Annotated in this window: 22 protein-coding genes; 10 read left to right on the top strand and 12 right to left on the bottom strand. The window is 55.9% G+C overall.

The window, feature by feature from the left end:
- The first annotated feature begins 37 nt into the window (after positions 1-37).
- From rlmKL to rmf, 6 genes are all read left to right on the top strand, one after another.
- Complete coding sequence (gene rlmKL, locus ACCC84_RS02005; protein WP_088499919.1) at positions 38-2,158, top strand: bifunctional 23S rRNA (guanine(2069)-N(7))-methyltransferase RlmK/23S rRNA (guanine(2445)-N(2))-methyltransferase RlmL; 2,121 nt, start codon at positions 38-40, stop codon at positions 2,156-2,158.
- A 5-nt stretch (positions 2,159-2,163) separates the two neighbouring features.
- Complete coding sequence (locus ACCC84_RS02010) at positions 2,164-4,068, top strand: ABC transporter ATP-binding protein (protein ID WP_004964714.1); 1,905 nt, start codon at positions 2,164-2,166, stop codon at positions 4,066-4,068.
- 92 nt (positions 4,069-4,160) lie between these two features.
- Entirely contained in the window at positions 4,161-5,453 is a 1,293-nt protein-coding gene (pqiA, locus tag ACCC84_RS02015) for a membrane integrity-associated transporter subunit PqiA (RefSeq protein WP_004964711.1), read from the top strand.
- The gene (pqiB, locus tag ACCC84_RS02020; protein ID WP_004964709.1) at positions 5,440-7,086 is read left to right on the top strand and encodes an intermembrane transport protein PqiB; all 1,647 of its coding nucleotides are present in this window, start codon (positions 5,440-5,442) and stop codon (positions 7,084-7,086) included. Before pqiA ends, pqiB begins: the two co-directional genes overlap by 14 nt.
- Positions 7,083-7,640 carry a membrane integrity-associated transporter subunit PqiC gene (pqiC, locus tag ACCC84_RS02025; RefSeq protein ID WP_004964706.1) on the top strand — a complete coding sequence of 186 codons (558 nt, stop codon included), beginning with the start codon at positions 7,083-7,085 and terminating at the stop codon, positions 7,638-7,640. The genes pqiB and pqiC overlap by 4 nt, the downstream gene beginning before the upstream one ends.
- 320 nt (positions 7,641-7,960) lie before the next feature.
- Positions 7,961-8,128, top strand: a complete 168-nt coding sequence (rmf, locus tag ACCC84_RS02030; RefSeq protein WP_004964703.1) for a ribosome modulation factor — start codon at positions 7,961-7,963, stop codon at positions 8,126-8,128.
- 68 nt (positions 8,129-8,196) lie between these two features.
- Here the strand turns inward: rmf and fabF are convergent, their stop codons facing one another.
- From fabF to ACCC84_RS02050, 4 genes are all read right to left on the bottom strand, one after another.
- A complete protein-coding gene (gene fabF, locus ACCC84_RS02035) occupies positions 8,197-9,468 on the bottom strand; it encodes a beta-ketoacyl-ACP synthase II (RefSeq protein ID WP_004964701.1) in 1,272 nt (423 codons plus the stop codon).
- Positions 9,465-9,992: a winged helix-turn-helix transcriptional regulator gene (locus ACCC84_RS02040; RefSeq protein WP_039992245.1), complete on the bottom strand. Its 528-nt coding sequence runs from the start codon at positions 9,990-9,992 to the stop codon at positions 9,465-9,467. The genes fabF and ACCC84_RS02040 overlap by 4 nt, the downstream gene beginning before the upstream one ends.
- Positions 9,993-10,116: 124 nt before the next feature.
- A complete protein-coding gene (fabA, locus tag ACCC84_RS02045; RefSeq protein WP_004964696.1) occupies positions 10,117-10,635 on the bottom strand; it encodes a bifunctional 3-hydroxydecanoyl-ACP dehydratase/trans-2-decenoyl-ACP isomerase in 519 nt (172 codons plus the stop codon).
- A 68-nt stretch (positions 10,636-10,703) separates the two neighbouring features.
- Positions 10,704-12,449: an AAA family ATPase gene (locus ACCC84_RS02050; RefSeq protein WP_371901498.1), complete on the bottom strand. Its 1,746-nt coding sequence runs from the start codon at positions 12,447-12,449 to the stop codon at positions 10,704-10,706.
- A gap of 209 nt (positions 12,450-12,658) precedes the next feature.
- Between ACCC84_RS02050 and matP the strand changes: the two genes are divergently transcribed.
- On the top strand, positions 12,659-13,117 hold the full coding sequence (matP, locus tag ACCC84_RS02055) for a macrodomain Ter protein MatP (protein WP_198772736.1): 459 nt from the start codon (positions 12,659-12,661) through the stop codon (positions 13,115-13,117).
- Positions 13,118-13,236: 119 nt separating this feature from the next.
- Here the strand turns inward: matP and ompA are convergent, their stop codons facing one another.
- Positions 13,237-14,313, bottom strand: a complete 1,077-nt coding sequence (gene ompA, locus ACCC84_RS02060) for a porin OmpA (RefSeq protein WP_039992242.1) — start codon at positions 14,311-14,313, stop codon at positions 13,237-13,239.
- A gap of 360 nt (positions 14,314-14,673) precedes the next feature.
- Positions 14,674-15,180, bottom strand: coding sequence for an SOS-induced cell division inhibitor SulA (gene sulA, locus ACCC84_RS02065; RefSeq protein WP_039992241.1), 507 nt, complete (start codon positions 15,178-15,180; stop codon positions 14,674-14,676).
- 231 nt (positions 15,181-15,411) lie between these two features.
- On the opposite strand from sulA, the gene ACCC84_RS02070 reads away from it, so the two are divergent.
- Positions 15,412-16,044 (top strand): TfoX/Sxy family DNA transformation protein, encoded by a 633-nt coding sequence (locus tag ACCC84_RS02070; protein ID WP_371901499.1) that lies wholly within the window; start codon positions 15,412-15,414, stop codon positions 16,042-16,044.
- 21 nt (positions 16,045-16,065) lie between these two features.
- Here the strand turns inward: ACCC84_RS02070 and yccS are convergent, their stop codons facing one another.
- Together yccS and ACCC84_RS02080 are read right to left on the bottom strand one after the other, a co-directional pair.
- The gene (gene yccS / locus ACCC84_RS02075) at positions 16,066-18,201 is read right to left on the bottom strand and encodes a YccS family putative transporter (protein WP_004964678.1); all 2,136 of its coding nucleotides are present in this window, start codon (positions 18,199-18,201) and stop codon (positions 16,066-16,068) included.
- Between the two features lie 25 nt (positions 18,202-18,226).
- The gene (locus tag ACCC84_RS02080) at positions 18,227-18,679 is read right to left on the bottom strand and encodes a YccF domain-containing protein (RefSeq protein ID WP_004964675.1); all 453 of its coding nucleotides are present in this window, start codon (positions 18,677-18,679) and stop codon (positions 18,227-18,229) included.
- A 159-nt stretch (positions 18,680-18,838) separates the two neighbouring features.
- Here ACCC84_RS02080 and helD point away from each other — a divergent pair, with 159 nt between their 5' ends.
- Positions 18,839-20,893 carry a DNA helicase IV gene (helD, locus tag ACCC84_RS02085; RefSeq protein ID WP_273867442.1) on the top strand — a complete coding sequence of 685 codons (2,055 nt, stop codon included), beginning with the start codon at positions 18,839-18,841 and terminating at the stop codon, positions 20,891-20,893.
- Positions 20,894-20,926: 33 nt separating this feature from the next.
- Here the strand turns inward: helD and ACCC84_RS02090 are convergent, their stop codons facing one another.
- Positions 20,927-21,385: a methylglyoxal synthase gene (locus ACCC84_RS02090; RefSeq protein ID WP_004964668.1), complete on the bottom strand. Its 459-nt coding sequence runs from the start codon at positions 21,383-21,385 to the stop codon at positions 20,927-20,929.
- A gap of 108 nt (positions 21,386-21,493) precedes the next feature.
- On the bottom strand, positions 21,494-22,159 hold the full coding sequence (locus tag ACCC84_RS02095; RefSeq protein WP_039992240.1) for a DUF2057 family protein: 666 nt from the start codon (positions 22,157-22,159) through the stop codon (positions 21,494-21,496).
- Positions 22,160-22,400: 241 nt separating this feature from the next.
- On the opposite strand from ACCC84_RS02095, the gene ACCC84_RS02100 reads away from it, so the two are divergent.
- The gene (locus ACCC84_RS02100; RefSeq protein WP_088499660.1) at positions 22,401-22,814 is read left to right on the top strand and encodes a CoA-binding protein; all 414 of its coding nucleotides are present in this window, start codon (positions 22,401-22,403) and stop codon (positions 22,812-22,814) included.
- A 51-nt stretch (positions 22,815-22,865) separates the two neighbouring features.
- Here ACCC84_RS02100 and hspQ read toward each other — a convergent pair whose 3' ends face one another.
- Together hspQ and rlmI are read right to left on the bottom strand one after the other, a co-directional pair.
- A complete protein-coding gene (gene hspQ, locus ACCC84_RS02105; protein WP_039992239.1) occupies positions 22,866-23,183 on the bottom strand; it encodes a heat shock protein HspQ in 318 nt (105 codons plus the stop codon).
- Positions 23,184-23,254: 71 nt separating this feature from the next.
- Entirely contained in the window at positions 23,255-24,439 is a 1,185-nt protein-coding gene (rlmI, locus tag ACCC84_RS02110; RefSeq protein ID WP_004964650.1) for a 23S rRNA (cytosine(1962)-C(5))-methyltransferase RlmI, read from the bottom strand.
- Positions 24,440-24,579: the final 140 nt, after the last annotated feature.

Here is a 24,579-nt window from a genome sequence, read left to right on the forward strand (position 1 = left end):
AATGCGCGACAATTTTCTTTTTGGTGATAAGTACGATATGAACTCTCTGTTTGCCAGCACGGCGCGTGGACTGGAAGAACTGTTAAAAAGCGAACTCGAACGGCTTGGCGCTCACGGCTGCAAAGTGGTGCAGGGTGGGGTACATTTTCAGGGTGACGATCGTCTTCTGTACCAAAGCTTACTGTGGAGCCGCCTGGCTTCGCGCATTCTGTTGCCGCTAAATGAATTCCGCGTGCACAGCGATCTGGATCTTTACCTTGGCGTTCAGGCGATCGACTGGACGGAAATCTTTGACGTTGAAAGCACCTTCGCCGTGCATTTTAGCGGCGTCAACGAAGAGATCCGCAATAGCCAGTACGGCGCATTAAAAGTGAAAGATGCCATTGTTGACAGCTTCACGCGCAAAATCGATCGTCGTCCGACGGTGGCGAAACAACAGCCGGATATCCGCATTAACGTGTTCCTGCAGCGCGATATGGCCAGCGTGGCGCTCGATCTAAGTGGCGAAGGCCTGCATCAGCGCGGTTACCGCGATCTCACCGGTCAGGCGCCGCTGAAGGAAAATCTCGCCGCTGCCATTGTGCAGCGCTCCGGTTGGCAGCCGGGAACGCCGATGCTCGATCCGATGTGTGGCTCCGGTACCTTGCTGATCGAAGCGGCGATGATCGCGGCGGATCGCGCTCCGGGTCTGCACCGCCAACATTGGGGATTCAGCGCCTGGCATGGCCACAACCCGGATCTGTGGCGCGAAGCGGTAAGCGAAGCCCAGGTACGTGCGCGCCGTGGTCTGCAAGAAACCACCTCACGCTTCTTCGGCTCGGATATTGACCGCCGGGTGATCGAGATGGCGCGCGCCAACGCGCGACGCGCCGGTGTCGCTGAATTGATCGCCTTTAACGTTAACGACGTCAGCAAAGTAACCAATCCGCTGCCGGAAGGCCCGTGTGGCACCGTGGTCAGCAACCCGCCTTACGGTGAGCGTCTGGAAAGCGAACCGGCGCTGATTGCCTTGCACAACATGCTGGGTCGCATTATGAAAAGCGCCTTTGGCGGTTGGCAACTGTCGCTGTTTAGCGCGTCGCCAGAGCTGTTGAGCTGCCTGCAATTGCGTGCCGAACGCCAGTTCAAGGCCAAAAACGGCCCGTTGGACTGCGTGCAGAAGAACTACCAGCTGGCGGCCAATCCGCAGGGCAGCGGCGGCGTACAGGTGGCGGAAGACTTCGCCAACCGCTTGCGCAAAAATCTCAAGAAACTGGACAAATGGGCGCGACAGCAGGGCATTGAATGCTATCGCCTGTATGACGCCGATTTGCCGGAATACAACGTGGCGGTAGATCGCTACGGCAGCAAAGTGGTGGTGCAGGAGTACGCGCCGCCAAAAACCGTCGATGCGCAGAAGGCGCGTCAGCGTCTGTTCGATGTGATTAACGCCACGCTGGCGGTGCTCGATTTGCCGTCCAACCAACTGGTGCTGAAAACCCGCGAGCGGCAGAAGGGCAAAAGCCAGTATGAAAAACTGGCGCAGAAAGGTGAGTTCCTGCTGGTGGAAGAGTACAACGCCAAGCTATGGGTCAACCTGACCGACTATCTTGATACCGGTCTGTTCCTCGATCACCGTATTGCCCGCCGCATGCTTGGCGAGATGAGCCAGGGCAAAGACTTCCTCAACCTGTTCGCCTATACCGGCACCGCCAGCGTGCACGCCGGCCTGGGCGGCGCGCGCAGCACCACCACGGTGGATATGTCGCGCACCTATCTGGAGTGGGCAGAGAAAAACCTGCGCGCCAACGGTCTGACCGGGCGACAGCACCGTTTGATACAGGCCGATTGCCTGTCCTGGTTACATAATGCCGACGAACAGTTCGACGTGATCTTTATCGATCCGCCGACGTTCTCCAACTCCAAGCGGATGGAGAACACTTTTGACGTTCAGCGCGATCACCTGGCGCTGATGAAAGATTTGAAACGGTTACTGCGTCGCAACGGGACCATCATGTTCTCGAACAACAAGCGCGGTTTCCAGATGGATCAGGCCGGCTTGCAGGCGTTGGGACTGGTAGCGAAAGAAATTACCGCCCAGACGCTGTCGCAGGACTTTGCCCGCAACCGTCAGATTCACAACTGCTGGCTGGTAACCCATGCCGGCGAAGGAAAATAATTACTATGTCGTTAATTAGCATGTCCGGCGCCTGGCTGTCTTTCAGCGATGCGCCGCTTTTGGATAACACCGAAATTCACATTGAAGACAACGAACGCGTTTGTCTGGTCGGGCGCAACGGCGCCGGCAAATCAACCTTGCTGAAGATCCTTGGCAAGGAAATCCCGCTGGATGACGGCCGGGTGATTTACGAGCAGGATCTGATCGTGGCGCGTCTGCAACAGGATCCGCCGCGCAACATTGGTGGTACGGTGTTTGATTTCGTCGCCGAAGGGGTGGCGGAGCAGGCTGAACATCTGAAAGCCTATCATGCCATTTCACACCTGGTGGAAACCGATCCGAGCGAGAAAAACCTGACGCGTATGGCGCAGATTATGGAAATTCTCGATCATCAGGGGCTGTGGCAGCTCGATAGCCGCATCAGCGAAGTGCTGGCCCAACTGGGCCTGAATGGCGACGCGCAGCTTTCCTCGCTGTCCGGCGGCTGGCTGCGCAAGGCGGCGCTGGGCCGGGCGCTGGTGAGTTCCCCACGCGTGCTGTTGCTGGATGAGCCGACCAACCACCTGGACATTGAAACCATCGACTGGCTGGAAGGCTTCCTGAAGGAATTCCAGGGCAGCATCGTGTTCATTTCGCACGACCGCTCTTTTATTCGCAACATGGCAACGCGGATTGTCGATCTGGATCGCGGCAAACTGGTTTCCTGGCCGGGCGACTATGACCTCTATCTGACCAGTAAAGAAGAAGCGCTGCGGGTAGAAGAGCTGCAAAACGCCGAATTCGACCGCAAGCTGGCGCAGGAAGAAGTGTGGATCCGTCAGGGGATCAAGGCGCGTCGTACCCGCAACGAAGGGCGCGTGCGCGCACTGAAGGCGCTGCGCAACGAACGCTCTGCACGCCGTGAAGTGATGGGTACCGCCAAAATGCAGGTGGAAGAAGCGGTGCGTTCCGGCAAGATTGTGTTTGAAATGGAAGACGTCAATTATCAGGTTGGCGGCAAAGTGCTGGTGCGCAATTTTTCTGCGCAGGTGCAGCGCGGCGACAAAATTGCCCTGGTTGGCCCGAACGGCTGCGGTAAAACTACCTTGCTGAAACTGATGCTCGGTCAGCTGAAAGCCGACAGCGGCCGCGTGCACTGCGGCACCAAACTGGAAGTGGCCTACTTCGATCAACACCGCGCCGAACTGGATCCGGAGCGTACGGTGATGGACAACCTGGCCGAAGGCAAGCAGGAGGTAATGGTCAATGGTCGCTCGCGTCACGTGCTGGGCTATCTGCAAGACTTCCTGTTCCACCCGAAACGCGCAATGACGCCGGTGAAGGCGCTGTCCGGCGGCGAGCGCAATCGCCTGCTGCTGGCCCGCCTGTTCCTCAAACCAAGCAATCTGCTGATCCTCGATGAACCAACCAACGATTTGGACGTCGAAACGCTGGAACTGTTGGAAGAGCTGATTGACGGCTATCAGGGGACGGTGCTGCTGGTCAGCCACGATCGTCAGTTCGTCGATAACTCGGTTACCGAGTGCTGGATCTTCGAAGGTAACGGCACGATCAGCACCTTCGTCGGCGGTTATTACGATGCGCATCATCAGCGAGCGACCGCCAAGCCGATTCGTCAGGCCGCCCCGGTGAGTCAGAACAAACCGGTAGAGAAAAAAACCGAGCAACCGAAGAAGCCGGCTGCCAAACTGAGCTATAACCTGTTACGTGAGCTGGAACAATTGCCACAGCGCCTGGAACAGTTGGAAGCCGAGATTGAAGCATTGCAGGCGCAGGTTGGCGATGCGAACTTCTTCTCGCGACCACACGCCGAGACGCAGCAGGTATTGACCGATTTGGCGGCGGCGGAAGGGCGCCTGGAAGAGGCCTTCGCGCGCTGGGAAGAGCTGGAAGCGATGAAAAACGCCTGACAAATAAATGCGCCCGCACGCTGCTGCGGGCTATTTTTGTGCTATCGGCCTGAGGTCGGGGGAGGAATAGGGTGTGTTCCCAGCAGAATCATATGCAGCATAGCCATGCGAGCAACGGCGAGCCGCCGCAAGAGGGCCTGATGTTATGCCCGCAGTGCGACATGCTGGTGGCCTTGCCGCCGTTGACCTATGGCAGCAAGGCGGTGTGCCCGCGTTGCAAAACGACGCTCAGTGCCCGTTGGGAAGAGCCGCGCAAACGACCTATCGGCTACGCCCTCAGCGCCCTGTTTATGCTGCTGTTAGCCAATATATTTCCTTTCGTGAATATGCGCGTTGCCGGTATCGGCAACGAAATCAAACTGATCCAGATCCCGCAGGTGATGGTGGCCGAAGATTACGCCAGCATGGCCACGCTGTTTATGGTGTTTGTCCAACTGATCCCGGCGTTTTGCATGCTGGCGATTATCTTGCTGTGCGCCAGAGTGCGGATGCCGTCGCGCCTCAAAATCTGGATGGCCAAGGTGCTATTCCAGTTCAAAACCTGGTGCATGGTGGAAATTTTCCTCGCCGGCGTGCTGGTGAGTTTCGTCAAACTGATGGCGTACGGCGATATCGGCGTTGGCACCAGTTTTGTGCCTTATTGCCTATTCTGTCTGTTGCAGGTGCGCGCCTTCCAGTGCGTCGATCGCCGCTGGCTGTGGCAGGATATCGAGCCGGCACCGCAGATAACGCGACCGGTGACCGTCGGTCAGGCAGGCATTGGCCAGGGATTACGCTCCTGTTCCTGCTGCACCGCGATTTTGCCGGCTGAACAGCTGCAATGCCCACGTTGCCATACCCATGGTCACGTCCGTCGGCAACACAGTCTGCAATGGACGTTGGCGCTGCTATTTACCTCGCTTATCCTCTACGTACCGGCGATGCTGTTACCGATCATGGTGACCGAGGCGCTGGGCAACAAAATGCCGTCGACGGTGATGGCTGGGGTGATCCTGCTGTGGGGCGAAGGTTCCTACCCGGTGGCGATGGTGATCTTCATCGCCAGTATCATGGTACCGACGCTGAAAATGGTTGCTATCGGCTGGCTGTGCTGGGATGCCAATCGCCAGGGTAAACCGCGGGCTGACAGCGAACGGATGCATCTGATTTATGAAGTGGTTGAGTTTGTTGGCCGCTGGTCAATGATCGACGTGTTTGTCATTGCCGTGTTGTCGGCATTGGTACGTATGGGACAATTGATGAGTATTTATCCTGCTACTGGCGCGCTGCTGTTCGCCATGGTGGTGATCCTCACTATGTTTGCTGCCATGACGTTTGATCCCCGTCTGACCTGGGATCGCGTAAATGAAACAATAAAGAAGGAGCCGCAAGGTGACGGAAAATAATCATAGCGTCGCGGATATTGAAAAGATCAAACGCTGGTCGCCGGTGTGGATTATTCCCATCGTCACGGCGCTGATCGGTGCATGGATCCTGTTTTACCACTTTAGCCACCAGGGACCGGTGGTAACGTTATACACCACTACCGCAGAGGGGCTGGAAGCCGGTAAAACCCGAATCAAAAGCCGCAGCGTCGACGTCGGTACGGTAGAAAGCGTGACGTTGAGCGAGGATTTGAGCAAGGTGCTGATTCAGGCTCGCTTGAACTCCGGCATGGAAAAACTGTTGCGACAGGATTCCGCCTTCTGGGTGGTGAAGCCGCAAATAGGCCGGGAAGGGGTTTCCGGCCTTGGCACTTTGTTATCCGGCGCCTATATCGAGTTGCAACCGGGTAGCAAAGGCAAAGAAGGTAAAGAGGAATACCAACTGCTGGACGCACCGCCGTTGGCGTCGCCTGACGCTAAAGGGCTGCGTATCGTACTGGACAGCGACAAGTCCGGTCAGTTGAACGCTGGCGATCCGGTACTGTTCCGCGGTTATCGCGTCGGCTCGGTAGAAACCAGCTATTTCGATCCCAAACTGCGCGCCATGCGCTATCAGCTGTTTATTACCGCGCCTTACGATCAGCTGGTGACCAGCAACGTGCGCTTCTGGAAGGACAGCGGCGTGGCGTTCGACATGTCGGCGCAGGGCATGCGGGTTGAAATGGGCTCGCTGGCGACGCTGTTCAGCGGTGGCGTCAGCTTTGACGTACCGGATGGCTGGGAACGTGGCGCCAAGGCACAGGAAAAGGCGGAATATCAGCTGTACGACAGCCAGCGCAGCATCCAGGATTCGCTGTACACCGTGCACAAAGATTACCTGTTGTTCTTCTCTGATTCGGTTCGTGGCCTGCAACCGGGCGCGCCGGTCGAATTCCGCGGCATCCGTCTGGGCACCGTGGCGCAGGTACCGTTCTATAAACCGGGGATGGAGCAGCGTCTTGACAGCGATTACCGCATACCGGTGCTGATCCGTATCGAACCGGATCGCTTCCAGAAGCAGCTCGGTAACAACTTCGACATGGAAAAACACCTGAAAGACGCCGAAGCGCGTGGTTTGCGTGCCGCGTTGAAATCCGCCAACCTGCTGACCGGCTCGCTGTATATCGATCTGGACTTCTATCCACAGCAAAGTGCCTGGAAAGGGCCGCGTGAACTGTTCGGTTATCCGCTGCTGCCAACTACCAGCGGTGGACTGGCGCAGATACAGCAAAAACTGATGCAGACGCTGGACAAGATCAATGCGATGCCGTTGAACCCAATGATTAATGAAGCGACCAAAACGCTGTCGGAAAGTCAACGCACCATGCGCGAGACGCAGCAGACCATGAAGTCGCTCAATGACATCATTGCCAGTAAGGCGATGAAAGAGCTGCCGCAGGATATGCAAAAAACATTGCAGGAACTGAATCGCAGCATGAAAGGTTTCCAACCGGGCTCGCCAGCCTACAATAAGATGGTTGGCGACATGCAACGTCTGGATCAGGTATTGCGTGAGCTGCAGCCGGTGCTGCGTACCTTGAATGAAAAGAGCAACGCGTTGGTATTTGAAGCCGCGACGAGCGACGATCCTCAGCCGAAGAAGGCCAAAAAATGATGAAATGGATTCCCGTAGCCCTGGCGCTGTTACTCGGCGCCTGTAGCAGTACGCCACAGAAAACCTACTATCAACTGCCGGCTCTGGCGGCGCCGGCGCAGGTCAGCGCCACTACCGCATCGCGCCAGCTGTGGCTGGAGCACGTTAGCGTGGCGGATTATCTGGCGCAGAATGGCGTGGTGTATCAGACCAATGACGTACAGTACGTCATTGGCCAGAACAACCTGTGGGCCAGCCCGCTGGATCAGCAATTGCAGCAGTCGCTGGTCACCAATCTCAGCAACGCATTGCCGGGTTGGCTGGTGTCTTCACAACCGATGAACAGCGATCAGGATGTGCTGAACGTCACCATCACCGGTTTCCACGGGCGTTATGACGGCAAGGCCATTATCCGTGGCGAATGGGTGCTGAAACATCAGGATCGGGTGGTCAAGCGGCCGTTCAATCTGGAGCTGACGCAGCAGGAAGACGGCTACGATGCGTTGGTGCGCGCCTTGGCTACCGGCTGGCAGCAAGAAGCGCAGGCGATAGCCGCTCAGGCCGGACGCCTGTAGTGGGTATCCCCGAGGCCGGGCATTCCCGCCTGGTGCCGTACGGGGCGTATAACCTGTTCTAAAACAGTCTAACGGCATGCCGGTGAGAAAGATTGACGTCGTCTCACCGGCTTTTTTATCGCTATTTTTCAACTATTTAATCTGTTCTTCGCGTTATCAGCCACTTAGCATTTTCTGCGTGCGTAGCTCACAAATATGACATTGGCGTGAATTTTGCGCATTGATCTTCCCTGCGATTAGCGCTATTGCTTATGCGTGGCTGCACAAAAAAGCGGCCATTGTTTTCTTTCCAGCAGACCAAGAAATGAGGGAAACGAGGCATGAAGAGACAGAAGCGAGATCGTCTGGAACGGGCACAATCCCGTGGTTACCAAGCAGGTCTTTCAGGGCGTTCCAGGGAACTTTGTCCCTATCAATCATTGGATGCCCGGGCCAATTGGCTGGGAGGTTGGCGACAAGCCATGGAAGACAGGGCTGTGACCGCTTAAGCGGCTCTCTGTCATCAAGAGGAATGACCTCCGCCAATGCGCGGAGGTTTTCGTTTTTATCCCGTCGATTACGCTTGCCAGCGCTTGAGCAGAATGCTGGCATTCACCCCGCCAAAGCCAAAACCATTAGACAATGCATAGGTCATCGGCATTGGCTCTGCCTGTTTGGCAACCAGGTGCAAACCTGCCGCGGCCGGATCCGGCTGATCCAGGTTCAGGGTGGCCGGCGCTATCTGATCGCGTAACGCCAGCGCGGTAAAGATGGTTTCCAGACCGCCAGCGGCCCCCAGCAGGTGCCCGGTGGCTGATTTGGTCGAGGTTACCGCCACCGGATGATCGCCAAACAGGTGACGGATGGCGTTGATTTCACCCAGGTCGCCGACCGGCGTAGAGGTGGCATGCGCATTCAGGTGCTGGATCTGTTCCGGTTGTACGCCAGCCTGGCGGAGCGCGATTTTCATCGCACGGTAGGCGCCGTCGCCGTCTTCCGCGCCGGAGGTCATATGATAGGCGTCGGCGCTGGTACCATAACCGACGATCTCTGCCAGCGGCGTGGCACCGCGCGCCAGTGCGTGTTCCAGCGTTTCAATCACCAGCATGCCCGCGCCTTCACCCATCACGAAACCGCTACGTGCGCTGTCGAATGGCCGAGAAGCGATGGCGGCATCTTCGGCTGGCGCGCTGGACATGGCGCGTGCTGCGGCAAATCCACCCAGACTGACGGTATCGATGGCCGCTTCAGTACCGCCACACAGGGCGATATCGGCCTCGTCGTTGCGAATCATGCGCACCGCATCGCCAATGGCTTGTACCCCGGCGGCGCAGGCGGTGACCGGGGCGCCGATAGGTCCTTTGAAGTGGTGCTTGATCGAGATATGGCCAGCGGCCAGATTCACCAGGAACGACGGGATGGTGAACGGCGACAGCCGTTTTGCACCGCGACTGTCGGTGGTGCGCACCGCATTGGCAATGGCCGGGAAGCCACCGATGCCGGAGGCTACGACGGTGGCGGTACGCTCCTGTTTTTCATCAGTGTCGGCGACCCAACCGGCCTGGCGAATGGCTTCGTCGGCCGCGGCCATGGCAAACAGGATAAAGCGATCCATTTTCTTTTGATCCTTGGGCGCGACCGAGGCATCGGCATCAAATCCGGCCTCGCTATCCTGTTGCAGGGTTGGCACCTGACCGCCGACCTTCACCGGCAGCTCGGCCACAATCGCTTCGGGCAGTGGGCGGATGCCGCTCTGCCCGGCTAGCAAACGTTGCCATATGGCTTCGACGCCACTGCCCAGAGGGGAGACTGCGCCCATGCCGGTAATAACGATACGACGACTGTTCATATATTCTCCTGGGGTGATTCAATAAGTGTAGCTGATGATGATTGCTGCATTCGCGCGGCGCGCTGGCGCATGGCGGCACCGGCAGCGGGGCCTGCAGCCAGCGTGATATTCTGATGGGTTATCGGTTGTTGGCTAACGCTGTCGATTAACTGCATAGTGACAGGCAAACCGCTGCGCCGATCGACCAACTGGGCGGCGATGCCTTCTGGCGCCAGATGGCTGTTACCCCATTGCAGCAGCGTTGCCAAGACCGGGAACAGCTCAGCGCCGCGTTCGGTCAACAGGTACTGATAGCGCAACGGCCGCTGCTGATAAGCCTGTTTGCAAAGAATGCCGCTCTCAACCAGAAATTTGAGCCGGCGGGTGAGGATGGTCGGCGACAACCCGAGGCTCTGCTGGAATTCGTCAAACTTCGACAGCCCATGAAAGGCATCACGAATAATTAACATGCTCCACCATTCGCCAATGCGATCCAGCGATCGGGCGATTGGGCACTGTTGAGTATCGAAACGCGTCTTTTTCATTACCATCCTCAATTACTACAATAATTGTAGTCACTAGGTAGCACACATCAGCGCATGCAGTACGCCGGTAACGGTAATCAGGGAGAAAACTCACGACGGCCGTGACCGACCGTCGTGACTGCCGTTAGAAGGCAGTAGTGTCCTTGAACAGGCCCACTTTCAGATCGCTGGCGGTGTAGATCACTTCGCCATCGACCAGTACTTCACCGTCGGCCACACCCATAATCAGTTTACGGGTAATAACGCGCTTGAAGTTAATACGATAGGTGACTTTTTTGGCGGTTGGCAGCACCTGCCCGGTGAACTTGACTTCGCCCACGCCCAGCGCACGGCCTTTGCCTTCGCCGCCCAGCCAGCCCAGGTAGAACCCGACCAGCTGCCACATGGCATCCAGGCCCAGACAGCCAGGCATCACCGGATCGCCGATGAAATGGCAGGCGAAGAACCACAGGTCGGGATTGATATCCAGTTCTGCTTCCACGTAGCCTTTGCCGTGGGTACCACCGTCTTCTGACATTTTGACCACGCGGTCCATCATCAACATGTTACCTGCTGGCAACGGCGGGCCGCCGGCGCCAAACAGCTCGCCACGGCCGGATGCTTCGAGGTCTTCTTTCGTATAGGAGTCGCGTTTATCTACCATGTTCTCAGTAAGCCTTATTTTAATGAAGGACGCAGATTAGCTAACACGTGTACGCTGAACAAGTCCGATCAGCCCTGGTTGAACCAGTTGAGCCAGCGGAAAAGCCAGGGGCGGCGGCGTTCAGGTGCGTTCACCTGCGCAATCCGTTCCTGAATTGCAGCCAGCAAATTCGGCTGCTGTTCATCGGAGTAGGGGTAACCTGTCAATAATGGCAGGGCTTCCGCCGCGCTGTCCACCGCCCACAGATGGAACTGTCCGTCGCGAACCGCATCTACCACATCCTGACGCAGACACAGGTGCCGCACGTTGGTGGTTGGCAGAATCACGCCCTGCTTGCCTGTCAGGCCACGGCGCAGACAGACCTCAAAGAAACCTTCGATCTTTTCGTTAACGCCGCCGATGGGCTGCACGTTGCCGAATTGGTCGACCGAGCCGGTAACGGCAATCTGCTGGCTAATCGGTTGCATCGACAGTGCGCTGATCAAGGCACACAGCTCGGCCAGCGAGGCGCTGTCGCCATCGACTTCGCCGTAGGATTGTTCAAACACAATCGAGGCGGAGAAGGGCAGTTGTTGATCCAGTTCCAATTCGGAAATCAGGAACGCCTGCATAATCATCATGCCTTTGGCATGCAGATTGCCGCCAAGTTCAGCTTTTCGTTCAACGTCGGTAAATTCACCGTCGCCAAGGTGGACGACACAGCTGATACGCGACGGTTCGCCGAAACCGCGTGGGTGGCCTGGATAGTCTAAAACTGACAACCCATTAATCTGACCAATGACCTCCCCTTCGGTTTGAATCAGGATCTGGCCGAGTTCAATTTCGTCCTGCATGCGTTCTGCCAGATAGCTTTCGCGCCATTCACGGGCGGTCAACGCCGCTTCCAGCGCTTTGGCGGTGATCTGGCCCTGTTCGGCATACAGTGCCGCTTCCGACAGCTGTTGGCTCAGCCAGGTAGGCGATAACGGCAGGCAGCCCTGATCGCCGCTGTAACGCACCGCCTGCATCATTAACGGCGGCCAGGCGTCAGCCGCCAGTTGCGGCAATTGCTGCTCGCTAACCAGCGTATTGACGTAGCCACACCATTGCGCCATGTCATCGGTATCGGTCAGCTGCAGGTCGTCTTCGTATTCGCCATACACCGCCTGTTCGCAGACTTCCGGCTCCATATCGTGGAAATCCGCCAGCCCGTGACGATCGCCAACGACAATCAGCCGCAGATCCAGCGGCATCGGCGGGATACTGACTGGCAACGGTCGTGTTTCATCCGGCGAAACCCAATGGAATTGGCGCTGGGTGACCATCTGCTTTAAGCGCAGCCACAACAGCGGTTGTGCCAATAACGTGCGGGCAGACAGGATCAGTACACCGCCGTTAGCCTGGTGCACCAGGCCGGGTTCGAGGGAGACATCGTTCTGATAAAGGCGTACGCAACCGAACAGTTGCTCTGGTTCCACCCATTCGGCAAACAGGCAGGCACCGCTGGCGGCAAAGGGCTCATCGCCGCTGGTTGCCGGCTCCACGCGAACCTGGCCGCTTTGTACGATATAGTTGCTACCAGGGCTACCAGGTTGCGGCTGCAGCTGTTTTACCGCATCGGCAATCAACGCCAGATATTCGCGTGTTTCCTGGGCTTTCAACAGCATGAAGCGTGGTTGAGAACGCGGGTGGCAAAATACCGTCAGCGCGTTTTCCAACCGGGGTTGAATAGCGGCAAAGGCGACGGGTGCCAACTGAGCGGCGGAATCGAATATCGCCTGATAAGGCGTAACGGCAGGCAACAAGGATTGCCATTCAAGTCGGTTATTGGTCAAAGTGTTAGATGCAATCGTCAAAAAGGGAAAGGGCGATTATACAAGAATAACGCCAGCTTGATACAAGCAGAGTGTCAGTTGCGGTCAGGGAGTTTGACATCGCGCGACGACTGTGCAAAAAACACACTAAACGGAGACGTAATTGGCGGGGAAATTTGGCGCAAAGCTGTTATGCTTATTAACGTTACGCGGTCACTGAAGAGCTCACGATGAAATATCAGCAACTGGAAAATCTAGAGAGCGGCTGGAAATGGAAGTACCTGGTGAAAAAGCACCGGGAAGGGGAAGCAATTACCCGCTACCTTGAAAACAGCGCTGCGCAGGAAGCCGTTGACGAGCTGCTGAAGCTGGAAAATGAACCGGTCAAGGTGCTGGCCTGGATCAATGCTCATATGAATCCGGCGCTGGACAATCGGATGAAGCAAACCATCCGCGCCCGGCGTAAACGTCATTTTAACGCAGAACATCAGCATACGCGTAAAAAATCTATCGATTTGGAATTTTTAGTTTGGCAGCGACTGGCGGCATTGGCTCGTCGGCGTGGCGTAACGCTGTCCGAAACCGTGGTGCAGCTGATTGAAGATGCTGAACGCAAAGAAAAATACGCCAGCCAAATGTCATTGTTGAAGCAGGATTTGAAAGCGATCCTGGGCAAGGACGAAGAATAATCACAAGATTGTGTTTGATAAATCAACCCGGCGAATGGCCGGGTTTTTTACTGCCGGTCAGACGCGTCAAAGCGAAAAAAAACCCCGCAGAGCGGGGTTTTTTATTAAGAAGCGGTAACTTAAGCCTGTGGCTGAGTTACAACGTCTTTGATACCTTTAACTTCGATTTCTACGCGACGGTTAGGCGCCAGGCATTCGATCTGTGCTTTGGTAGCACGACCGTTTTTGTAGCCACAGCTGTCGGTAACCTGGTCAGCTTCGCCCATGCCACGTGCAGAGATTTTGTCAGCAGGGATACCTTTAGATACCAGGTAATCTACTACGCTGCGAGCACGAGCTTCAGACAGTTTCTGGTTCGCTGCATCTTTACCAACTGGGTCAGTGTAGCCCAGAACAACTACGGAACCGTCTTTAGGATCCATAGAGCTCAGTTGGGTGTACAGCTGATCCAGAGCCTGCTGGCCTTCTGGTTTCAGAGAGGATTTACCGAAGTTGAACAGAACGTCAGACTTCAGAGTGAAACGCTTGGTTTCAACCACTGGAGCCGGAGCTGGTGCTGGTGCTGGAGCAACAACATCGTCCTGGCCGAAGCGGTAAGAAACGCCCAGGCTCAGCATGGTGTTGTCTGGACGCGCGCCAACGGTACCTGCGTCGCCGATGTTGCTAACGAACTGGTAATCCAGGCGAGTAGCCCAGTTTTTGGTCAGTGCGTATTCAACACCAACAGCAGCCAGCGGAGAAACGCCGGTGTCGTGGTTGCTCAGACGCTCGCCAGTACGGCCGTAGTTAGCTTTAGAGTCTGCACGCCAGATCATGCCACCCAGACGGGTGTAGATGTCCAGGTCGTCAGCAATTGGGTAGCTCAGTTTAGCTGCCAATTGAACGCCCTGCGCTTTGAAAGCACCGTTGTTCACGCTGCCTTTGTAAGGCATACGGCCAAGCCAGTCATAGCCCAGCTCGAAGCCCAGGTATTGGTTCGCTTGGTAACCCAAGAACGCACCAGCACCCAGTTGGCTTTCATGAGTAGGACCGTTGCCGATGCCTTTCTCATAACCGTTGCCGTAGAAACCTACGTCGTGATACTGGGACCAGCCCAGTTTGGCACCGGTGTACCAGGTGTTATCTTTTGGGGCGGCTTGCGCTACGGTAGCGAAACCAGCCAGTGCCACTGCTAATGCGATAGCTGTCTTTTTCATTTTGCGCCTCGTTATCATCCAAATAGGCAATGAGCTTTAAAGCTAATTTTTAAGCCCTTGGTTAAATTCCTTCGCCAAGGTTTATGCCCTCGTTTGTTACTCTGCCAGTTTTTCTGGCGTTATAGAGCAACCTTGGCGATGTAAAGTCTACAACGTGGCGCGAAAGTTACAAGTGTGATGTGATAAAGCTCTAAAAAAAAACGCAGAATTGTACATATTTGCTAACATTTTCTGGTCATTTTTTAGCCATGCCTTGCTGCAAAATGCAGTGCGGAACCGCAGCCGCTCTCGTTTTGTGACTGATCTCTAGAAGGTTCCGCTGCTGAAGAAGAAAAATAATGAGAAAACTCCTAAATTCACTCAATGATACAAAGAAGAGTGAATTTTTAAGGTCGAACACTGTCCTTGGTTCGAGTTTGTGACGGGTTGAGGACGCATGATAAAGCCGTAGGCATTTCCCAACTCGGCCGCACGACGTAATTTTAGCCTATCTTCATCCGTCAGGTCGGGTAACCAACCTAAAACCACGCTGTAATTTCCCGTCAACAACGCTTTTTCCATGGCTTCGACCGTATTTAGCGGGCTGATTTGGCTCAGCTGCACCACTTTATCGATCGGCAAGCCCGACTGCTGTAGCCAGCGTTTGCTCAATTTCTGCTGTGGCGTCAGCCATAATAGCCAACGCGATTGCATGCCCAGTTGCTGCAATAAAGGCAGTAACAGTTGCGCTACTGCGGGTTGATGCTCGTTGTAAACAAGTTCACTGATAAGACCATTTTCGTTGTTCGCGCCGGAAACCGGGGCCGAGTGATTCATTGCACGCGCGCTGTGGCTGAAATGGGGTTGGTAGAGTGATTGAGTACGCATAAAGTATCCCGCCGTAGTGTTACTGTATGCATATACAGTACATGCGGTCAGTCAGAAGATCAACCCAATTTTTAGTAACACCTCGCAGATTTGCGATTATTTTTTGAGCTGGAGGCTTTTCTCATTGGCACCGTCGGGTTTAATGCGTATTTTTTCTAATTACTTGTTCCCGTTACTTTTATTCTATTGACACAGGCAATGGTTTGCCGCAAATGACCGAGGGATAACCTTATGCAAGGAACAACGAACGCCAGAGTAGTCCAGGCTAAAGCCTGTTTTTCCGCCCTGGGGAGAATAACCACCCGCTCACAGTTTGGCGGCTACGGGTTGCTGGTCGACGGCATCATGTTTGCCGTGGTCGCCGAAGGCGAAATGTATCTGCGTGCGACCAGCAGCCTCGAAAGCGTGTTCCGTGCGCGCGGCATGGCAAATATGGTGTATTCGAAGCGCGGTACACCGATCGTCATGCGTTATTACTACGTCGACGAGGCGTTATGGCAACAGCGACAAGAACTGTTTGCCCTGGCGTGGCAGGCGATGCGTGAGGCGCGCAAAGAGGTTCAGGTAAAAAAGCAGAGCCATGAACGGTTGAAGGATTTGCCGAATATCGACGCCGCGCTGGAGCGTCTGCTCTGGCGTAGCGGGATCTGCGGCGTCTACGAGCTGCGCCTGCAAGGGGCGAAAGAAACGTTCCTCAGATTGCAGCGAGAACAACGCCGCCTGGGGCTGAAGGTGCTGTTATCACTGGCCGGCGCGCTGGCCGGCTACCATCACGCCGCCTTGCCGACAGAGCTGCGCAGCGAACTGCTGACATGGTTTAACGCTGTCATCATACCGCCGCGTCAGGACAGTCTTTGCCCGTAGCGTTACACATAAGCGTATCCATCAGTGGCTGCCGCCGATCTGCGCATTGAGCGCGGTCAGTTCCGGCAGCAGGGCAAGCACCAAGCCAATCTGTTGCAATACCAGTTGTTCTTTGCTTTCCGGCTCGGGTGTTAACTGAGTGATACGCACGGACAGCGACTCCAGCGCCTGCGTGATGCGTTTGCCATCCTGTGCTTCCTGCTGTAGCGCACCGTCGACGTAACACACCGCATCATTAAGCAGTTGCAGTACTTCGGCACTGGCGAGTCGTTCCCGGTGAGCGCCCAGCGCGGAGATATAGCTTAATAAGGTATGATTGAGGCACAGCAGCCGGAAGGCGGCTTCCTGGGTGGTTTTATCTGCTTTGGGATCGGCCGACATATTGGAGATGACCGATGCCAGCTCTGCATCGCTGTTATGGGCATCTCGCCGTGCGATCCGGTACTGCAGGCCGTTATCTTTGCCCTGGTGGTATTGCACCATAATGGCGTCCAGATAACGGCAATCGGCATTCAGCGTTTTGCTGACGATGGCCGGCAGTTGGCGGAACTGCCAGTCTGGCCAGATAAAGGTTACCGCCGCCCAGGCAATGGCACAGCCCAGTAGCGTGTCGTAGACGCGTGGCGCGGCCACTTCAAACCCTTCGCCGAGCAGATTAAAGCACAGCAATACCAGCAGGGTGATAAACATCGTTGCGTGGGCGTACTGCACGGTACGGAAGGCAAAAAACAGCACGCCGCTGATCACGATCAGAATCAGTTGCCCTTCAACCGACGGTACAAAATACAGAATCGGCAGGCCGACCAGAATCCCGGCCAGCGTACCAACGATGCGTAATGCCAGGCGGCGGCGGGTAGCATTATAGTTGGGCTGGCAGACAAACAGGCTGGTGAGCAGGATCCAGTAGCCGTGCTGCATGCCGGTCAACTGGATAAACGCATAGCCGACGCACAGCACTACAGACATGCGGATTGCATGGCGGAACAGCGCCGACTGCGGGGTCAAGTGGCGACTGATGCGCAGGCGGATGTCACTCCAACCGGTAAGACGATCGTCTGACAGGCTGTTTTCTTCCGCCTGGCCATTGGCGAGTGCCTGTTCCGATTCGATATTGGCCAATTGGGCATCAATGGCGCGCAAATTGGTCAACAGATGCGACAGTGCTTTAGTCAGTTCGCGGTTCTCCGTGACGAGCGTCAGGTGCGAGAGGGCCTCTTCAATGCGGTGAAACGCCGGTTCGAAGCGATTATTGTGCTGATATTTCTGCCGTAGCAGGATCGACTGCGCCAGTTGCTGGCAGGCACGCGCCTGCATGCTGAGCAAACGTTGGAAGCGGAACAGAATATCGCTGTGGCGAAACTGCTTGCTCAGCGCCTGATATTGCACATGGGACGAGCTGGCGCGCTCGTGAATATCTTGCGCGACGAAGTAATAGTGCAGAGTACGGCGGGTACCACGCTGGCCGCGGTCGCCTTTCAGACGGGTAAGTAGAGAAACCTTGGTTTGATTCAGGGTGCTGACCAGTGCGCTGTTGGCCATCGCCACATCCATCCACGGCAGATCGGCGTCCTGTTCGGCGTCGGGGTCGAACAGATTGGCCTTGGCATCGAGATAATTCGCCAACTGTTGATAGCAACGCGCCAGGTTTTCCTGTAACGGGCGGATCGGGAACACCAGATGACCGATCAGCGTCAGCAGGTTGTACCATAGCGCGCCGAAAATCAGCAGCATGGGTTGTTGATACCAGGCTTCATACATCGAGGCGCCGAGCATGGTGTATACCGCAATCAGCAATGCGCCAAAGGCGATGGTGGCGTAGCGTTGCCCCAGAGCGCCCAGCAGAATGAATGCGCAGGTTGAGCTGGTCAGCCCAAGGGCGAACAGCCAGGGGTGGGGAAACAACAGTTCAATTGACGCCGAGGCGACGAAAAAACACACCAAGGTAATCAGCAAGTTGCGCAGCCTGCCGGCCAGCCGATCGTCCAGGTCGGTCAAGGCGGCGGCCACCACGCCGAGCGTCAGTGGAATGGTGAGTTTTTCCATGCCCAGCCACCATGGCACGGCCGCCGTGCCGGTGAGCGCAATCAATATGCGTAGGTTATAAAGCAGATTACTGTTATAGGCATAGCGGCGTATGGCCGGTGCAAAAGCGCGCACAAAAAATCCTCGGGCGTAGAGACAATTAGCGTTGCTGGTAGTGGCGACGCGCGTTTTCGCTGCGCGCCTGCTGCGCCATTTCGACCGACACAACGCGGCGCCCGACCGGCCACAGCGCGATGGCGGCGATTTTAAAGTTGGCGATGCCAACCGGAATGCCGATAATGGAAATGCACTGCGCGATGCCTGCGGCGATATGCGACAGACACAGCCACCAGCCGAACAGGATCAGCCAAACGATATTCAGCAGTGAACCGCCGGCGGAAATCAGTGCGTTGCTTTTCTCCGGGTACAGCTCGTTCACGTGGATAGCTTCATTGCCGTAGGGCAGAAACGACAGCTTGGTGATTTCCCAGCAGGAGCGGGTGAGCGGCAGGGTGAAAATCAGTACGATGCTGACCAGGGTGGCAAACAGCCAGGCGAGGGTGGTAAAAAAGCCCCCTAACACAAAATTAAGAATATTCAGTACAGTACGCATAGTCGTCAATCTGCTCTAATGATGGCCAAACCGCCAGGCGGTTGCGTTTGCTATCAAAACGCAAAATCTATTCTACCCTTTTTTTAGCGCTAGAGTGCCACTGCTTATCGCAGGTAAACTGGCAAACATCCAATCTCAACATAGTCATGGCGCGCCAATATGGAACTTAAAGCGACATCGCTGGGGAAACACCTGGCTCAGCATCCTTACAACCGTGTGCGGTTGTTGCATGCCGGGGTTGAGGTGAGCGGTGAAAAACACCAATACTTGATCCCTTTCAATCAGTTGATCGAAGTCAGATGCAAGCGTGGCATCGTCTGGGGTGAACTGGAGTTCGAACTGCCGGATGAGAAAGTGGTGCGTTTGCACGGTACCGAATGGCAGGAAACGCAGCGTTTCTATCACTATCTGCAGCAGGCCTGGCAAAGCTGGAGCGCTGAAATGAGCGACGTCAGCGCCGGTGTTTTGCAGCAGCAGGTGCAGAGTATTCAGCGCATCGAACAGCAGGACCACTGGTTCAAACGTTCGCAATTGGGCAAGCTGCAACAGCAGATCCGCCAGGCGTTTGAGGCATTGCCTATGCCGGTGGACCGACTGGAGGCCTTTGACAATTGCCGTGCCGACTACCATTTGTGCCTGCAATGGTTGCAACAGGGGGCGCGTAGCGTTGCCGAACGCAACCAAAACTGGACCGAGCGCATGCTGGAACAGCACGCGGATTTCTTCCAGACGGTGGAAAGCTCGCCGCTGAATGCATCGCAGAGCCGGGCGGTGGTCAACGGCGAAGACGCGGTACTGGTGCTGGCCGGCGCCGGCAGCGGCAAAACCTCGGTGCTGGTGGCCCGCGCTGGTTGGTTGTTGCGGCGTCAGGAGGCGGAACCCGGGCAGATTCTGTTACTGGCGTTTGGCCGGCAGGCGGCGCAAGAGATGAATCAGCGTATCAGCGAGCGGCTGGGGAACAGCGACATTCAGGCGAAGACGTTTCATGCGCTGGCGCTGCACATCATTCAGCAGGGGAGTCGCAAGGCGCCGGCGATCAGCAAACTCGAAACCGACAGTAAGGCGCGACGCGAACTGTTGGTGAAAACCTGGCAGCAGCAATGTGGCGAGAAAAAAGCGCAGGCCAAAGGCTGGCGACAATGGCTGATCGACGAATTGGCATGGGAAGTGCCAGACGGCGATTTTTGGCAGGACAAGCGGCTGGCGGAACGGCTGGCCGGTCGGCTTGAACGCTGGCTGGGACTGATGCGCATGCACGGAGGCAGTCAGGCGGAAATGATTGAACAAGCCAATGAGGAAGTGCGCGATCTGTTTTCCAAACGCATTCGCCTGATGGCTCCGCTGTTGAAAGCCTGGAAAAGTGCGCTGAAAGATGAGGGGGCGGTGGACTTCTCCGGGTTGATTCACCAGGCGGTGAACATTTTGGCCAAGGGGCGGTTTGTCAGCCCATGGAAACATATCCTGGTGGATGAGTTTCAGGATATCTCGCCACAGCGCGCACAACTGTTGGCTGCATTGCGTAAACAGAATAAGCAGACCTGCCTGTTTGCGGTGGGCGACGACTGGCAGGCGATATACCGTTTTAGCGGTGCCGAAATGGCGCTGACCACCGCCTTTGCCGATAACTTTGGTGAAGGCGCGCAGTGTGCCCTGGACACCACTTACCGCTTTAATGAGCGCATTGGCGAAATCGCCAACCGTTTTGTGCAGCAGAACCCGCATCAGTTAAAGAAACCACTGAACAGCCTGAGCAAGGGCAATAAAAAATCGGTGGCGATCCTGCCGCAGGATCAGATCGAGTCCCTGCTGGACAAGCTCAGCGGCTACGCCAAGCCGGATGAGCGTATTCTGCTGTTGGCGCGTTACCATCATTTGAAACCGGAGGCGTTACAAAAAGCGGCTACCCGCTGGCCAAAGCTTAATCTGGAATTTATGACCATTCACGCCAGCAAGGGGCAGCAGGCTGAATATGTGATTATTGTCGGCCTGCATCAGGGACATGACGGTTTCCCGGCGCTGGCGCGTGAATCGATTGTGGAGGATGTGCTGTTGCCACAGCCGGAGGATTTTCCCGATGCCGAAGAGCGACGGCTGCTGTACGTTGCATTGACCCGGGCGAAGCACCAGGTTTGGCTATTGCAGGATCGTGAGCGCCCGTCGGTGTTTGTGGAGCAACTGCACGATCTTGGCGTGCCGATACAGAAGAAACCCTAGAGCAGGGCCTGATAACGTATCAGGCCGTCCGGCTTAGTTGAGGCGATCTTGCAGGTAACGCTGGTAGTCGGGAATGGCTATCTCCACTTCGCTGTCAAACAGCGAGGAGCCGATCAGGAAATCGGCGGTAGAACGGTTGGTGGCCACCGGGATGTTCCATACCGTCGCCAGGCGCAGCAAGGCCTTGACGTCCGGGTCGTGCGGTACCGCGTTGAGCGGATCCCAGAAGAAAATCATCATGTCTATCTTGCCTTCGGCGATCATGGCGCCAACCTGCTGGTCGCCGCCCATAGGCCCACTCATCATGCTTTGTACTGCAATGCCGCTGGCGCGCTGGATAAGATTGCCAGTAGTGCCGGTGGCATACAGCTGATGCTGCGCCAATAGCGTTTTATGAGTTTCTACCCATTGCAGCAGCGCCTGTTTACAGTGATCGTGTGCGACCAGGGCGATGTGCTTACGTTTCGCGATGGTGCGGGTGGTCATTTCCATGTTGAGATCCTTGATCTACGCAGAAGATGCGTAACAGATTACTGAAACTGTTTTTCACTGCCTAGCGTTTATCAACAAATTAGCCGTAAAGCTAATCGCGTCGGCAGTTCAGTTTGCATGTTGGTTGGCCCACTGCAAAAAGCGTCGCTGAGTTTCGCCGTCGGCCTGTTGGAACCAGTAGTGCAGCATGCGTTCCGAGACGTCTGACTCTTTAAGCGGGGCAAGTTGCTGCGGCACGCTCTGGGCGGCGGGGAGCGCCTGTTTACTGGTGCGTAAATGGACAAAGGCCGGCACCGATGCCGGACGACGCTGCGCGTTATAATCGGCGACGGTTTTTTCCAGCCGTTCATCGGAGATCTGCTCGTCGAGGCGCAATACATCCTTTCTTATCACCAAGGGTTTGCCGTTATTGTCGACCACCTGGTAGTTATGCAGCTTTTCGAAACGCTGTCCGTCACGCTGGTTGTCGATGCGTGGCAATTGAAATTCAACCGCGCTGACGTTTTGCGTACTGAACGCCACAATCAAGGGAGGAGAAGTGTAGAGCGCCTGGGGATGTGAACCATCGGTCAGCAGTCTGGTCACCTGGAACAGCAACTGATGCTGTCCGCCGTCCAGTTCCAGGCTGTCTGCGCCCTTCAGCAGTGAGCCGGTCATTTTTTTGCCGTCAACAACCAGCAGATCGATATCCGGAGAGAGTTTCAGGGTCGTAGCTACGGCGGACAGGCTCAGACAGGCGCTGAGTAGCCCCGTAACCATCAGACCAAATTTCATTGTTATCTCCTTATAATCAGTCATAGCTAATATTGTTGAGGAGCTGGCACAGTGTGTCAAAGTTTTTCCGTTCGGCGGCTGTATTTACATTTGGACATCTGTTTGCCGCTTTCGTCATGATCGGCGATTGCGTCGACAGGTGTTCAGACCACGATAATGCGGGTATCTTGCATTAACGCGCGTTTTGGCTGTTCGGTTACACTTGTCGTAGGGGTTTTATGGCGACTAACAGGAGGGTTTTATGCAAGATCGTGAAATAGCCGCGTTATTACAGCAGGTAAAAACTATCGCGTTGGTAGGCGCCAGCGACAAGCCGTCGCGGCCAAGCTACGGCGTAATGGCCTATTTGCTGTCGCAGGGGTATCAGGTTACGCCGGTCAGCCCAAAGCTGGCGGGACAAACCCTGCTGGGGCAGCCGGTGTACGCCAGTCTGGCGGATATTCCGCACGCTATCGATATGGTTGACGTGTTCCGCAATTCCGAGGCGGCCTATGGCGTCGCGCAGGAGGCCATTGCCATCGGCGCTAAAGCGCTGTGGTTGCAAATTGGCGTGATTAATCAGCAGGCGGCGGAGTTGGCGAACCAGGCCGGATTGACGGTGGTGATGGACCGTTGCCCGAAAATTGATATTCCACGCCTGGGGCTAGAAAAATAAAACAGGGCCTGGCGTAATATCAGGCCCTGATGCCGTTTCTCAGGTTTACTGTCAATTGCGCAGGCGAGGGGCCTGCAACTGATGGCGGATGGATTCCGCCAGCTCGTCCAACGAAGGTTGTTCAGGATGGGCGTCCTGCTCTTCGCCTGCCAGCTGTGCTTCCGCCAGATAGGTGTGAACCGGTTGTCCTTCTTCGTCCTCCATCACCACGTGATACCACGGAGCGAAGCGCAGCTCGTCATTCGCTGCTATCTCGTCGGCTTTAGGTTGTTCCAAAGAATATTCCGGGTCGATATCGATAACGACGCCCAAATACCCCAGCAGCTTATGACGAACCTGTTGCCCGATACCGAATTTGCTGGCAATCATGATGACCTCCTGAGAAACCGCGTTTTGCCCAATCTTTATCAAGATATGAGGGCAAAACCGCGTATTTCAAGTTACATCACCCGGCACGCAAACCCTTTCAGATACAGCCCCTCAGGGTAGGTGGCAATGACCGGATGATCGGCAGCCTGCCGGTACTGCTCTATAAATTGTACATCACAACCGGCGTCGACAGCGGCATCGGCCAGGATTTTCTGGAACAAATCGGTAGGCATCAGCCCCGAGCATGAGAAGCTCAGCAAGATGCCACCAGGGTTCAACAGCTGCAGTGCCAACATATTGATGTCTTTATAGCCACGGCAGGCGCTGGCCAACTGGTTTTTGTTTTCAACGAATTTCGGTGGATCCATTACGATCAGGTCGAATTTCTCGCCTTGCGCGCGGTAGTTGCGCAGCAGCTGGAATACGTCATCGCGGACAAATTCGGCTTTGCTGACGTCGAGCTTGTTCAGCTCCACGTTCTGTTTGGCAATATCCAGCGCTGCCTGCGAGGTATCCACACTGATAACCTGCTCGCAACCGCCCATCAGGGCCGCTACCGCAAAAGCACCGGTGTAGGAGAAGCAGTTGAGTACGCGGCGCCCGGCGGCAAAGTTGCGCGCGGCCAGGCGGCTGTCGCGCTGGTCAAGGTAAAAGCCGGTCTTGTGACCTTGCTGGATATCCACCAACAGTTGCATGCCATGTTCGCGGATCGGCAGCAGCGCCGGCGGCATATCGCCCAGCACCGGCCCTTGTGTCAGCGGCAGGCCCTCTTTTTTACGCACCGCTACATCCGAGCGATCGTAAATGGCGCATTGCGGGTAACACTGCTGCAGCGCAGAAAGCAGCGCCGCACGCTGGTATTCCGCACCGGCCGACAGCAATTGCAATACCAAAAAGTTCTGGAAACGGTCGATAGTAATACCCGGCATGCCATCGGACTCGCCGGCGATCAGGCGATAGCCATCCAATCCATCGCGTTTGGCGAGCCAGTCACGCCAGCGCTGTGCTTGCTGCAAGCGGCGCACAAAGAAGGCGATATCGATGTCTTCATCTTGCTGGAAGCTCCAGACGCGAGCGCGGATCTGCGATTCCGGTGAATAGGCACCGCGCGCCAACCATTTGCCCTGGCAGTCGTGAATGTCGATGGTTTCGCCAGAAAGCGGTTTTCCTTCAATGCGTTGAACAGCACCAGAAAAAACCCAGGGATGACGACGAAGCAAGGACTTTTCACGTCCTTTAGCGAGATATAAGCGCATGTTTACAGTACTTTCTATTCGAGAGGTTCAGGGGCCAGTGCGAGCATCAGCCGGAATAAGTGGCTCATGATAGCTGAATGTTGCCTCGTCCTCTACCGTTGATGATTGAGACCGCCGTTCGCCGCCGCTGCCAGGATGTT

This window comes from Serratia odorifera (assembly GCF_041448735.1).
GTDB classification, from domain to species: domain Bacteria; phylum Pseudomonadota; class Gammaproteobacteria; order Enterobacterales; family Enterobacteriaceae; genus Serratia_F; species Serratia_F odorifera.